The sequence below is a fragment of the Pseudoalteromonas sp. H105 genome (assembly GCF_001469215.1).
Classification (GTDB): Bacteria; Pseudomonadota; Gammaproteobacteria; order Enterobacterales; family Alteromonadaceae; genus Pseudoalteromonas.
Genome location: NZ_LOFH01000002.1, coordinates 346,209 through 358,916, shown reverse-complemented (window position 1 = coordinate 358,916; position 12,708 = coordinate 346,209). Strand labels below are relative to the sequence as shown.

10 protein-coding genes are annotated in these 12,708 nt (G+C 38.2%); 2 read left to right on the top strand and 8 right to left on the bottom strand.

Translation table 11 applies throughout. The features are described from left to right. Nucleotides 1-52: 52 nt before the first annotated feature. A complete protein-coding gene (locus ATS75_RS05120) occupies nucleotides 53-925 on the top strand; it encodes a sugar phosphate isomerase/epimerase family protein (protein WP_058559353.1) in 873 nt (290 codons plus the stop codon). A gap of 48 nt (nucleotides 926-973) precedes the next feature. Here the strand turns inward: ATS75_RS05120 and rnd are convergent, their stop codons facing one another. From rnd to ATS75_RS05105, 3 genes are all read right to left on the bottom strand, one after another. Then, on the bottom strand, nucleotides 974-2,104 hold the full coding sequence (gene rnd, locus ATS75_RS05115) for a ribonuclease D (protein WP_058559352.1): 1,131 nt from the start codon (nucleotides 2,102-2,104) through the stop codon (nucleotides 974-976). A 50-nt stretch (nucleotides 2,105-2,154) separates the two neighbouring features. Beyond that, a complete protein-coding gene (gene fadD / locus ATS75_RS05110) occupies nucleotides 2,155-3,807 on the bottom strand; it encodes a long-chain-fatty-acid--CoA ligase FadD (protein WP_058559351.1) in 1,653 nt (550 codons plus the stop codon). 120 nt (nucleotides 3,808-3,927) lie between these two features. Beyond that, entirely contained in the window at nucleotides 3,928-4,779 is an 852-nt protein-coding gene (locus ATS75_RS05105; protein ID WP_058559350.1) for an alpha/beta fold hydrolase, read from the bottom strand. Nucleotides 4,780-4,879: 100 nt separating this feature from the next. Here ATS75_RS05105 and ATS75_RS05100 point away from each other — a divergent pair, with 100 nt between their 5' ends. Next, a complete protein-coding gene (locus ATS75_RS05100) occupies nucleotides 4,880-6,169 on the top strand; it encodes an alkaline phosphatase (protein WP_058559349.1) in 1,290 nt (429 codons plus the stop codon). On the opposite strand, the gene ATS75_RS05095 is transcribed toward ATS75_RS05100, so the two are convergent. The 5 genes from ATS75_RS05095 to ATS75_RS05075 form a co-directional block, all read right to left on the bottom strand. Then, the gene (locus ATS75_RS05095; RefSeq protein ID WP_235591134.1) at nucleotides 6,166-8,187 is read right to left on the bottom strand and encodes an EAL domain-containing protein; all 2,022 of its coding nucleotides are present in this window, start codon (nucleotides 8,185-8,187) and stop codon (nucleotides 6,166-6,168) included. The genes ATS75_RS05100 and ATS75_RS05095 overlap by 4 nt on opposite strands. A 170-nt stretch (nucleotides 8,188-8,357) precedes the next feature. Further along, on the bottom strand, nucleotides 8,358-8,690 hold the full coding sequence (locus ATS75_RS05090; RefSeq protein ID WP_058559348.1) for a hypothetical protein: 333 nt from the start codon (nucleotides 8,688-8,690) through the stop codon (nucleotides 8,358-8,360). A 127-nt stretch (nucleotides 8,691-8,817) separates the two neighbouring features. Then, complete coding sequence (gene tsaB, locus ATS75_RS05085; protein WP_058559347.1) at nucleotides 8,818-9,528, bottom strand: tRNA (adenosine(37)-N6)-threonylcarbamoyltransferase complex dimerization subunit type 1 TsaB; 711 nt, start codon at nucleotides 9,526-9,528, stop codon at nucleotides 8,818-8,820. Between the two features lie 13 nt (nucleotides 9,529-9,541). Next, nucleotides 9,542-11,368 carry an ATP-dependent DNA helicase gene (locus ATS75_RS05080; protein ID WP_235591133.1) on the bottom strand — a complete coding sequence of 609 codons (1,827 nt, stop codon included), beginning with the start codon at nucleotides 11,366-11,368 and terminating at the stop codon, nucleotides 9,542-9,544. Nucleotides 11,369-11,689: 321 nt separating this feature from the next. Then, complete coding sequence (locus ATS75_RS05075; RefSeq protein ID WP_058559345.1) at nucleotides 11,690-12,652, bottom strand: sensor domain-containing diguanylate cyclase; 963 nt, start codon at nucleotides 12,650-12,652, stop codon at nucleotides 11,690-11,692. Between the last annotated feature and the right edge of the window lie 56 nt (nucleotides 12,653-12,708).

Here is a 12,708-nt window from a genome sequence, read left to right as displayed (position 1 = left end):
TAGCCCAGTCCAAGCAGGGATTCATTCCCTGCTTATATTTAGGTGTAATCTTATGTTCAAATTCTCTCATTCCTTCTTAATTAATTCTATTGCGAGCATTTTAATCATACTCATGCTGCTACCTTTAACAAGTAACGCTAGTTCGTTCGAGTCGGCTAAGGTAAGCGTGCAATTATGGTCAGTTAAAGATGATTTAAAGGCAGATTTTAATGCAACCATTAAAGCACTTGCTGATATGGGTTTTGAAGGACTTGAGTTTGCAGGTGATTTTGGCCCCTATGCAGATAACCCAAGAGCATTAAGGAACAAACTCGATGATTTGAACTTGGTTGCAAGTAGTGCACATATTGGTTTTGATAAACTTTCAGACACCCAATTAATGGGTACTCTATTATTTTATAAGACACTCGGCGTTAGTAATTTGTTCGTGCCGTGGGACGAGCGAGCATGGGATCCTACAGGTATAATGCCATTAGCAAAACAACTAAAAGAACTTAATGAGATTGCACAAAAATATGATATGTATATTGGTTTTCATAATCACAACAAAGAGTTTGAACAATTTAATAATGAAACTTATTGGGATGCATTAGCCAGCAATACACCTAATGAATTGCCACTGCAACTTGATATAGGTTGGCTACATTATGCAGGTAAAGAACCTGTTTATTTTATAAAAAAATACGCGGGTAGAACCTATGCAGCTCATTTAAAAGTACGCACCCACAAAGATGACGGCTTAAACCCTATATTTGGTGAAAACAACTATCCATGGAAAAAAATTATCAATTCTCTTATTACCGATGGAGGCACAAAATGGTTGGTAATAGAACAAGAGGAGTTTCCTGCGGGTATGAGTCCATTGCAAAGCGTTGCTAAATCAAAAGCAAACTTAGATAAAATCTTAAAAGCCATGCAAAACTAAACTGAACTAATGGAACTCGTTTAATGTAAAACGAGTCCCTCAATCTATTTAAACATCCCATTCCTTGAGAGCATCTTTAAGGTATTCATAGCGCCAAGAATTGAGTAAATCTGGCTTTAAATGTGTTTTACGTTGCTCAGGTGTGAGCTTCCAGTTCCAACTGATAAGCTGATTAACTTGCTTTTTTGATGCCATGACATCCTCAGGAATGCCCTGCTCTTTCGCAACCTTTGTAATTGTTTGTTTAATGTCCTTCGCCACTTTTTTGTACGCGGGAAAATCGATTAATCGTTTTAATTGCTCAGGATAATCTGACACCGGCACTACTTTTGCCTTTTCAATGCATTTTAATATTTCTACACCTGAGCGATTAACTTCAATATTTTCTACTTCAGGAATGTTACGCAGTGCGTTGAGGCTCGCAGGCTTACGTTTGGCAATCTCAACCAGATTATGCTCTTTAAGCACAAAGTTAAGTGCAAGATTTTTGTGTATTGCTTTATTTTTTCTCCACGCAGCGAGTACTTTTAGAACAACAAGCTCTGATGGTTTTAACTGCCATGCATTTTTTATATCTTTATAGAGCAATTCATCGGGTAATTGATAAGCACGTTTTTGAGCAACCAAGTTGCTTTCATTGATCACGAGATCAAAATAACCTGCATCGTTTATTTGCTCAATAATAATGGCAAAACACGGTAATAAATGAAACACATCAGCGGCAGCATAATCAAGCTGACTCTCTGTTAGCGGGCGTTGCAACCAGTTCGTTCTTGACTCACTTTTATCAATTTCGATGTTCAATAATGACTTAACTATATGGGCAAATCCCATACAATTTCCATGACCTAATAATTGTAAGGCAAATTGTGTATCAAAGAGCGGAGACGGAACAAATCCAGCGTATTTTTGGAAAACTTCGATATCTTCTGAAGGTGAATGGAGTATTTTTAAAACATTCTCATCACGAAGAATCTGCCAAAAGTCGAATAACGATAGCTCAGCAAGGGGATCGATAAGCGCTAAATGCTCACCATCGTACACCTGAATAAGTGCGACTTCTGGATACAGAGTTCTTCTGCGCATAAATTCCGTATCAATTGCCAGCAATGGTTTATTGCGAATTTGCTCAACAAATTCATTTAATTGATTTTGTGTTTGGATCAATTGGTATTGCACTTTTGCTCCTACAATAAAAAAACCGGCAGTTGCCGGTTTTTTTATAGTTGCTAATCTTTCAAAGCTCTTCTGAGTATTTTGCCAACGTTTGTTTTAGGCAACTCATCCTTAAACTCAACGAGTTTAGGAACCTTGTAGTTAGTTAAATTATCACGACAGTGCTTTATTATATCTTTTTCAGTTAAAGAAGGGTCTTTTTTAACAATAAAAACTTTAACTTGTTCGCCACTGATATCATGCGGTATGCCTATAGCCGCACATTCAAGTACGCCCTCATGCATTGCAACAACTTCTTCTATCTCGTTCGGGAAAACATTAAAACCGGACACTATAATCATGTCTTTTTTACGGTCAACAATGTAGAAAAAACCTTCATCATCATATGTTGCAATATCACCGGTTGCAAACCAGCCATCTTTTAAACACTCAGCTGTCGCATCTGGACGATTATAATAACCTAACATGACCTGTGGGCCTTTAACCCATAACTCACCTGGTTCGCCTTTTGCGGCCTCTTCGCCGTTATCTAAAACTAGCTTAAGTTCTGTGCTCGGTGCAGGTAAGCCAATAGAGCCATTATATGCATCTAAGTCATATGGGCTGATTGTAACGAGTGGCGCACATTCTGTCAGGCCATAGCCTTCCATTAGCTTAGAATTAGTCACTTTTTGCCACTTCTCAGCAACAGGACGTTGAACAGCCATTCCCCCACCAAGGGACATTTTAAGATGGCTGAAGTCTAAGTCTGAAAAACCGGGTGTATTTAACAAGCCATTAAATAACGTATTAACACCCGTGATGGCAGTAAATTTATGCTGACTAAGTTCTTTAACGAAACCAGGCATATCACGAGGGTTAGTTATTAGTAAGTTTAACCCGCCATACTTCATAAACGTTAAGCAGTTAGCTGTGAGGGCAAAAATATGATAAAGCGGTAAAGCCGTTACGACAACTTCTTGTCCACGAGTTAACACTTTATCTAGGCAACCTGAAACCTGCTCAAGGTTACCGACCATATTGCCATGGCTTAGCATTGCCCCTTTGGATACACCAGTTGTGCCACCGGTGTATTGAAGAAAAGCTAAGTCAGTCAGATTAACATCTGGTTTTGTATAGCGGCTTTCATCACCTTTTAAAACCTGTGAAAACTTAATCGGATTTGGCAAGTTATAGGCTGGAACCATTTTTTTAACGTGCTTGACAACTAAATTAACAATGTGCTTTTTGAGCCCACCCACCATGTCACCCACTTGAGTAACAACAATATGTTTTACGTTAGTTTTATGCAGACATTTTTCTAATGTATCTGCAAAGTTTGCAAGTATGAAAATAGCTTCCGATTCTGAGTCGTTTAACTGATGTTCAAGCTCACGTACGGTGTAAAGCGGGTTAACGTTAACGACAACACAGCCAGCACGTAAAACACCTAAAATAGTGATAGGTGTTTGTAATAGATTAGGCATCATCACCGCAACTTTAGCGCCTTTTTTAAGGCCTAAATCATTTTGAATATACGAAGCAACGCGTTTAGTTGCTGTGTCTATTTCATCATAACTTAGTGTCTTACCCATATTTGTAAAAGCAGGTAAGTCTTTATAATCCGAGAAGCTTTTCTCAAATACTTCTAATAACGAGTTGTAGTGTTCAGGGTCGATAGTTTCAGGCATACCTTCTGGGTAGCGCTTAAGCCAGATCTTTTCCACTCTTAGCTCCTGTTCTGTTTATAATTTATTTTTATTAAACCTTAAACTAAGTAAGGCACTTTAACAATTGAGCAAATACTCTAATGAGTAAATAATCCCACATTTGGGGCAGATATACAATTAACATGCACCATTTTGCTGCATAAACCCTTGAACTTGCAATAAGCACTGCTGGGAACTTTGCATATGGCAGTGATGCCCTCCCTCTACAGAGATAACATCTAACCCATTGAAATATCGATCATACTTCTCAAGATTCTCCTTAACAAAAGGGTATCCATTTTCTCCTATTATTAACTGGCAAGGTACATTTATTTCACTTATTACTGCTATACATTGTTGTTCGTCAAACCTAAATCCTGAATGATTTTTAAGCTTTGGATCCGTTGTTAGCTTAATACCTTGACTTGTAAGAGATAAATTTCTGTTCATTAAAAGCGCAATTAACCGTGGTGGCAAATCAGTTGATAAAGCCCTCGCCTTAAATACGTGTTCTTTAGATTTGTATAGCTTTGTAGCCCGATTTTTAAGCTCATAGCGCTTTAAAATAGCCTGTCTAAGTTGTTTTACGACATCTTCGCTGGGTGTGGTTATCACACCAAACCCTTCAATCATCGTCACTGACTTTACTTGATTGGGAAAACAACTCGCAAAAAGCCCCGCAACCATGGCCCCCATCGAATGACCCACTAAATGCACCTTTTCTGCACCAATTTGATTTATCAAATTAAAAACATCATCAACATAATCTACAAAATAGTAGTGCGCGTCGTCACTTCTCCAGTCAGATAAGCCATGTCCTGGAAAATCTACACAGTACCATTTTTCATTCAGTTTTGCGTTTTCAAGCATGGGTGAAAAGCTATTACAGTTATCCAACCAACCATGAAGTGCAATAACAATTTCAGTCCCTTCGCCATAGGTTAGGCCACGCAATGTTAATTTGCCACTGTGAATTGAAAATGATTGCACTATGTTATTCCTCTTTATTTTAAGTATGTTCAGCGAAAAAGACATTTAATTAATATACATTGGGTATACAATAACACCACATAATGAATAGGGTACAAAAATGAAAAAACAAATAAGCCTATTGGCGTTACTATGTTCAAGTGCAGCCTACGCTGAAGAAACACCTAAAAACATCATCTATATGATTGGCGATGGTATGGGGCCGGCTTACACAACCGCTTATCGTTATTATAAAGATGACCCTGCAACAAAAGAAATTGAAAAAACTGTATTTGATTCTATTCTCACGGGCATGGCGCACACCTACCCTGATGATCACACTGTTGTTACAGACAGCGCAGCAAGTGCAACAGCATTAAGTTCTGGTCATAAAAGTTATAATGGGGCCATTGCGGTCGATACGAATAAAAAACCGCTTAAAACCATGCTTGAAATGGCCAAAGAAAAAGGCATGATTACGGCTTTAGTGGCTACTTCTCAAATCAACCATGCAACGCCCGCTAGCTTTGCATCTCACAATGAATCTCGCCGTAATTATGACGAAATTGCAGATGATTATATTGATAATAAAATTGCCGGTAAGTTACCCGTTGATCTAATGTTAGGGGGTGGCACTAAGTATTATATTCGTGACGATCGTAATTTAGTTGCAGAGTTCCAAGCTGCGGGCTATCAGTACAGTGATAAATTAAGTGAATTGAATAATATTAAGCAAATACCGGCAATAGGTTTATATGCACCAACAGGTATGCCCTTTGCACTTGATGAAAACCCAACTCGCTTAGCAAAAATGACAAACAAGGCCCTAAGTTTACTCGATAACAAGAAAAACAATGGTTTTTTCGTGATGATTGAAGGCAGCCAAATTGATTGGTGTGGTCATGCCAATGATATTGCCTGTGCAATGGCTGAAATGGATGATTTTGCCAAATCAATCGAGCTGGCGAAAACGTACATTGATAACAACCCTGATACATTGCTAGTTGTAACAGCTGATCACTCAACAGGTGGATTAACGCTAGGTGCACACGGGCAATATAAGTGGGAAACTGAGGTCATTAAGGGGGTCAAAGCAACCGCCGGTAAACTGACAACATTACTGCAAGATGCGTCAGACCTTCAGCCTGTTTGGGAAGCAAATACAGGCATAGACTTTACCCCCGAAAACAAAATAATATTAGAACAAGCCAAAAAGATGGGGGAAAAACCATTAAACCTTGCCGTAAAAGACATTATTAGCAAAGCGAGTTTTACGGGCTGGACCACTGGCGGACACACTGCGGTAGATGTGCAAATATTTGCTTATGGTAAAGGCGCAAATAACTTTGTTGGTTCAATGGATAATACTGACATTGCAGAAAAGCTTATTGGTTACATCGAAAAAAATTAACCCTTTGGACTCAGTAAAGCCATTGCCACATTGAATGGCAGCGCTTTGTTGTATAAAAAGCCCTGTGCAGATTGTATCTGGGCTTTTTTAACCACACTTTCATGCAGCTCATTTTCAACCCCTTCTGCAACAATATTAAACCCAAGCTCTTCACAGATTTTCGCTAAATGTTGGTACAATACAACCGACTTCTGGTTGTCACCATTAGGTAACAAGCTCCTATCTAATTTTATAGTATTCACATTAAGTTTAGACAAAACGGACAAACATGAATACCCCGTGCCAAAATCATCCATTGCGCATTTAATATTATGTGAATTTAAATAATCTACAAGCTTTACTGTTGCTTCAAAGTCTTCAATATAGCTGGATTCAAGGATTTCAACTTCAACTTGATTTGGAAATCGAGCGAACGCATTTACAACTCGTTTATAGCCACCAGCTAAAAGATTTTGAGGCGAAATATTAAAACTAATATTTGGCTTAAATCCTTGTGCAGCAAAATTACTCAAATCAACTTCAAGTTGGTCAATAACAAAATCATCGATAATATGCATTAATTTATGTTGTTCTAGGGTCTCTAAAAACCAAGGTCCAACCACTTTTCCATCAGCTTGAATTAACCTAAGTAAGGCTTCAAAACCAACTACTTTATGTGTCTTCGGATCTATTTTTGGCTGGTAATATAATGATAATGCGCCTGTATTTAGCGCATCAGTTACTGACTTCAAACTATATTGTTCTATTTGACTAAGAGAATGTGAACGCGCAAAGGAATGTTCCGATTGCCCCTCGATGCCCTCACCTGCGCTGTAACGTTTAACCAACATATCTAGCGCCTTTCCTGTAATGTTATGGCGTTTATTGGCTAAAACAAACGGAAGATAAACAATCACATTAAGTAAAATAAGCCCTATCTGTAAAGCAACACCTGTCCAACTATGTGTTGCCATCCACCCGCTTAGAATCACGGGTGTAAACCACGGAATTTGCTCACTTGTGTTTAAAATTAATAAACCACTATCAATTAACGAAAATGAAATAAGACCATTAAGGATCGGCGTAAGTAAAAATGGCACTAAGAAGTAAGGATTAAATACAATGGGTAGAGCATAAACCATAACTTCACTAATATTAAAAACTGCAAGTGGCATAGAGATTCGTGCAATTCTTTTCTCATGCTCAGCATCTTTAATTATAAAACAAGCAATAATTAATCCCCATAGGCAACCTGTTCCACCAAATAAAACAAAGATACTAAAAAAATTATAACTACTTAAGCCATCGAATACATCGTAATTCGTGTACGCTATTGGCGCTAATATATGATAGGCATTATCGCCGTGGATACCCACAAACCAAAGTAGGTGAGCGCTGATCATTTGTAAGGTCAATTTATCGAACAATGAAGCTTGATGATTTGAATCAACAACATACGTAAGTGAAGTATCCCCTATATTAGAAATAAAAGGAATTAACATTAAGGTAATGATACTGACCAATAAATAAGGAAATATTAAGTTTAGATGCTTTCTTAAAAATAGGCTGATGGTGCTTATACCGACAATTTTAAGTCCATTAAAAGATGAGAAGTACTTCAATAAATAGCAACAAAAAATCGGCATTAAAATTGAATACAAAACACCTGAACGATTATTTACCAATACTTTTGCACCTTCTGTCGTTATGTAGCCCGTACTAACAGAAAAACATGTAAGGACTAAAATAGGACCAGCAATAGTATGTAAGCGTAAATTTTTTGATAGGTAGTAACTAAAAGAAATAAGTGTAATAAGGGGTAGAAGTGCCCAAATCATTTGATTGAAATTATTTAGATAAGCATGATCTCCACCTTTATCTGCTAAGTTAAACCACTGGTTTAGTAAAGTGATAACGGACGCAACAATGAAAAATGGAATCAGTGCGATATAACCTTCTCGCAGTGATAATATTACAGTATTTGAGGAAACCTTTACTGCACTTTGATTAAATTGATGAAAAATTTTAGAAAACAGCACGATAAAATCTTATTATTTTTTATCTACAATACCTAATTAAGGAAATATGACAACAAAAAACCAAGACATTAAAATGAATAATATTAACGTTATTTAACCTTGCATTTACAAGGGTGCTCATTTGTAGGATTTAATGCCGTTTTATTCAGTAATAAGGATTTTATATAAAATTATGCGTATATATCCACACCGATAAGGTTTTGCACTTCAGCTCGACGTTCAAGGTTTGCAAACTCTGTATAAGTTGAAATGGCTTTGCTGACTTTGGGTGATGGTTGATCATAAATTGTTTGTTGATATTCTGGTAAGGCCTTACCACTATTTAACTGAAATTGATTAGCAAGCTCGATGCCTGCTTGGCTTGATTTTACAAATTCTGTCTTTTTATCGATGGCAGCAGATTGCTCTAATAAACCTTGAGGTCTATTAACAACGTTCTGTTTTGACGTAATTCTACCGGGTATATCCCCAGTAAAAAAACCTGAGCCGATTGGTAAAGTCACAGCTATCTCTAAGTCATCATCATACAGTAATTATGTGCCAAAATTACCATCCTTGCAAGTATGTTAGTAAGCTCGCTGCCCCAATAAGAAAACACAATTATTGAGGCAAAGAAAGTAAATTGGGTTATTACTCTCTACCGGGAAGTTTTTTCCAAGTAACTGTATCCCTTACATACTTAGGCTGTGCTTGCGATGCCTCAACCGTATTCCCTATTTTAAAATTGTTCACTGTAGAGGCTGACATAAACAATGCATCTGGCAATGTAATGGTTGAACTACGTGTAATGTGCATGGAATTTTCTAATGTCTCAGGGTATGTTTGCCAGCCTGTCCCAACTGCAATACCTTGCAAACCGTCGAGTGATAACTGTTCTGGCTTTAAAACCTGCTCCTCACCCACTAGCTTCATCACGTTGTTATCATCTAACGCGTAGTGTGCAAAATATATTTCACCCATGCGCGCATCAATTGCACTCAATACCACTTTTTCACCCGTATCTTCATAAGCCTGTTGTGCCATCATTTGCAGTGTTGAAACCCCTACTAATGGTAATTTACAGGCGTATGCTAAACCCTGAGCTATGGCGACACTGATCCGTACGCCGGTGAAACTACCTGGCCCTTGTCCAAAACCAATGACATCAAGATCCTTAAGGCTACAATTTGCTTTTGCTAGTAGTGAGTCTATTAACGGCAATATTTTTTGGCTATGCTGCTGTGGGCATTCTTCAAAATGATGAAAAACAACACCATCGACACTTAACACTATAGAGAGCGCCTCTGTAGATGCATCGAGCGCTAAAAAATTAACATCTGCTTTATTATTTGATTTACTCATTTAATCACAATCTCTAAGTTATCTGTTCTAAAAATTTACTCGCTTGTTCAATGCTGCGAGTTCGGCGCATTGGCGGTAGGCTTTTCAAAAATACTTGCCCATATTGACGAGTTACTAAACGATTATCACATATTACTAAAACACCCTTATCACGATTATCTCGTATAAGCCTGCCAACGCCCTGCTTAAGTGCGATAACTGCTTGTGGCAGCTGAATATAGGCAAATGGATCATGCCCTTGAAGCTGTGCATCTTGCATTTTAGCTTGTAATAATGGATCGTCCGGAGCCGCAAAAGGAAGCTTGTCAATAATAACACAACTTAGCGCACTGCCTCTAACGTCAACCCCTTCCCAAAAGGAAGCTGTGCCTAATAGGACCGCATTTCCATGGCGTGTGAACTTTTCTAATATGATACGTTTAGACATTTGACCCTGCATGTATATAGGGTAATCAATTTGCGCACTCAAGCCCTCTGCAACTAAATGCATCATTCTATAGCTGGTGAACAACACAAAGCATCGGCCTTTGGCAGCTTTTATTAAGTTCAATGTTAGTTTGATTATCGCATGCGGCATGTTTGCAGCATGTGTTTCAGGCAAATAACGAGGTAAACATAATAATGCTTGATTATAATAATCAAACGGGCTATCAACCATCATACTTTGAGCAGGTTTTAAGCCTAAACTGGCATTAAAATGCGCTAGCGCATTGTCTACTGACAACGTTGCTGAGGTAAAAACAAAGCCGGCTCCAGTATCTTCCATCATTTGTGCAAACTTTACAGACACATTTAATGGTGTAACGTGAACAGTCAGGTAGCGACGGGTTGTTTCATACCAATAGCTATAGCCCGTTTGGCTAATATCAAAAACACGCTCTAACTGGCCTTTAAAGGCAAGCGTTCGCTCGAATGGATGCTCAATTTTTTCGCTACGGTCTAAACAATGTTTGAGTACTTGATACAGAAAATCTAAATCACTAATAACCCGGTGTAATGCCGCACACACCTCTTTATCTGCTAACATTTGACGCCAATCACCTCGGCTACCATCAACACCAAATTGTAATCGTAGATCAGCAACACTCGTTTCTAACTTATTGAGCGTCTTACCTAATTGCAACATATCAGGTATATCTGAGCGATATATAGCGCGCAGATCAGTGATTAAATCCACCAGCTTTTTAGTACTTACACTTTCGCCAAAGTAATCGCTAGCAATCTCACTTAATTGATGTGCTTCATCAAAAATATAGGCATCTGCCGTGGGTATGAGTTCTGCAAAACCGGTGTCTTTTACAGCCATATCAGCAAAAAAGAGATGGTGATTAACAACCACAACATCTGCATCCATCGCGGTGAGTCTGGCTTTACGAATGTAGCACGCTTGAAAATCTGGGCACTCTTTTCCTAAGCAGTTATCTGCCGTCGAACTTACATACGGTAAAACTTTTGCATCCTCTTCAATACCAATACAATCGGCTAAATCTCCTGTGTGAGTTTCGCTTGCAAACTTTGCCACCATTGCCAATTGATGCATAACATCTGAGTCATCAGTAGGTACATGAGCAACATGCTGATTCAATCGGTATGAACACAAATAGTTACTGCGTCCTTTTAGTAGGGCCGTTTTTTTCGATGCTTTAAGGGCTTTGACTAACTGAGGTAAATCACGATGATAAAGCTGCTCTTGCAGGGCTTTGGTCCCTGTTGAAATAATAGTTTTACCCTTAGACTTAAGAGCTGGAGCAAGGTAAGCATAAGTCTTACCTGTACCCGTTCCTGCCTCTACGACTAACTGGGAACGATTTTGTAATGCCTTACTTACTGCAACAGCCATATCTATTTGGGGTTGACGAGGTGTGTACCCCTCTAAAGATAACGCTAATGGTCCTGTTGCACTAAAGAGCTCTTTGATAGTAACGTCCGTTCGACGAATAATGATAAACGGATTTTACAAAAGCAAGGTGTTCAGAGCAAGCTAATACATCGTATGTAAAGGAATATCCTAACGTATATATTTTATACTTCAGGACAACAAACCAAATAAAATAGAAGAGGAGCAGATTTATAATATATTTAATTATGATAGATAGGAGCTTTGAATAATTTTCAAAAACCGACAAGGCGTAAATCGACTAAATTATAAATATATTTACAGTTATTTGCGTTTCGCCATTTTGCATTTGTACATTTTACTGTCTGCGGCTTCTATTAATTGCTCAAGTTCAACGGGATTTTTTGGATTAAACTGAGCAATACCATATGAAAAACCGAGCGTTTCAATATATGATTGGAGCCTAGGCTCGTTAGCAAAAAAATCCTCGATGCGTTTTATCAATAACTGGCATTCGTTTATGGTTACCTGCGTGAGCATGATCACAAATTCATCGCCGCCAAAGCGACCATACAAATCAGACTTACGACAAGATTGAGCAATAATTCTGGCAAAAGTACGCAACACATCATCACCCGAGGAGTGACCATATTGATCATTAATGAATTTCAATGAATCAAGATCAATAAATATTGTTATTGCGTTGGTTTGCTGACGAATACATAGATCAAGGTAGCGCTCGGCTAGCAAGTTAAACCCTCTACGATTTGGAATATCTGTGAGCTCATCACGAGTTGCTAAGCGCATTATTGATAATTCTCGTTGTGTGACGAGTACTAAATCCTTTAATGCTTGTATATCTTTTGCTGAAAACTCGCGAGGCTGCGAATCTATAATGCACAGAGTGCCAATACTAATACCACCTGAAAGCGTAATGGGGTGACCGGCGTAAAAACGAATATGAGGGTAACCAGTAACCAACGGATTATCTTCAAAGCGTAAATCATTCAATGTGTCATTCACAATGAGTGAATTCTCATTCAAAATTGTATGTCCGCAGAATGAAATTTCCCGTGGCGTTTCATTTACATTTAACCCAATGCATGATTTAAACCATTGTCTTTGTTCATCAACCAGCGATATTAATGCAATTGGTACATCAAATATGTACTTTGCAAGTCGTGTTACACGGTCAAAACTTTCCTCTGGTTGAGTGTCTGAAAGATTAAGTGATCTTAGCATTGCTAATCTAGCAGTTTCATTTTCTGGGTGCTTGGGCTTTTCCATGTAAAACCTTACTATCACATTATTTAACCGTACCTTATAAAAATAGCAGACTAATT